The 473-nt window shown below is 54.5% G+C and carries 1 protein-coding gene; it reads right to left on the bottom strand.

The window, feature by feature from the left end; genetic code table 11:
* Positions 1-272: 272 nt before the first annotated feature.
* Positions 273-410 (bottom strand): hypothetical protein, encoded by a 138-nt coding sequence (locus B7G66_RS18215; protein ID WP_167613957.1) that lies wholly within the window; start codon positions 408-410, stop codon positions 273-275.
* Between the last annotated feature and the right edge of the window lie 63 nt (positions 411-473).

The following is a 473-nucleotide window of genomic DNA, read 5'->3' as shown; positions in this document are numbered from 1 at the left end:
GGGAGGGCGAGAGCGGAACATAGATACGACAGATAGAGCACCGCACTATCATTTCGATGCGAATCCGGATCATCTATGAATGACGCTTTAAGAATAATATTTTACAGACGCAATTATGTCGCGTTGGGGACGCCAATGGATCCCGATCTCTGTGATTGGTTACATATGTTCTCGGGCAAAGATTGAGGCATTGCACACATAAAAGAGGGCACACTCACGTGGCTGTGACCAGAGAGCGGCGGCTTTACAAGAGATCATAATTTTGCCCCCCATCAGGCGGGGGGCTCGGCATCGCGTCGGGCAAGCGCCTCTTTGAGTTCGCGCTCGATCTGCTGCCGCTCGCGGCGGCTCAGGTGAAAGCTGGTCAGTTCGGCGCGTAGCATCTGGATGTGGTCGTAGTGCGTGGTCATCGTCCTGTTCCTTTCGTTTCTTGAAGACAGGACGGACGGCTCATGCCGGGGTGGACCGGGTCA

Origin of the sequence: Novacetimonas hansenii JCM 7643, assembly GCF_000964405.1 — a bacterium.
In the GTDB taxonomy this organism is placed as follows: domain Bacteria; phylum Pseudomonadota; class Alphaproteobacteria; order Acetobacterales; family Acetobacteraceae; genus Novacetimonas; species Novacetimonas hansenii.
Note: the sequence above shows the minus strand (reverse complement) of the source record. Positions and strands in the feature narration are given on the sequence as shown.

Coding starts and splice junctions, on each gene's coding strand:
- B7G66_RS18215 (WP_167613957.1), bottom strand. CDS start 410: ATGACCACGCACTACGACCACATCCAGATGCTACGCGCCGAACTGACC.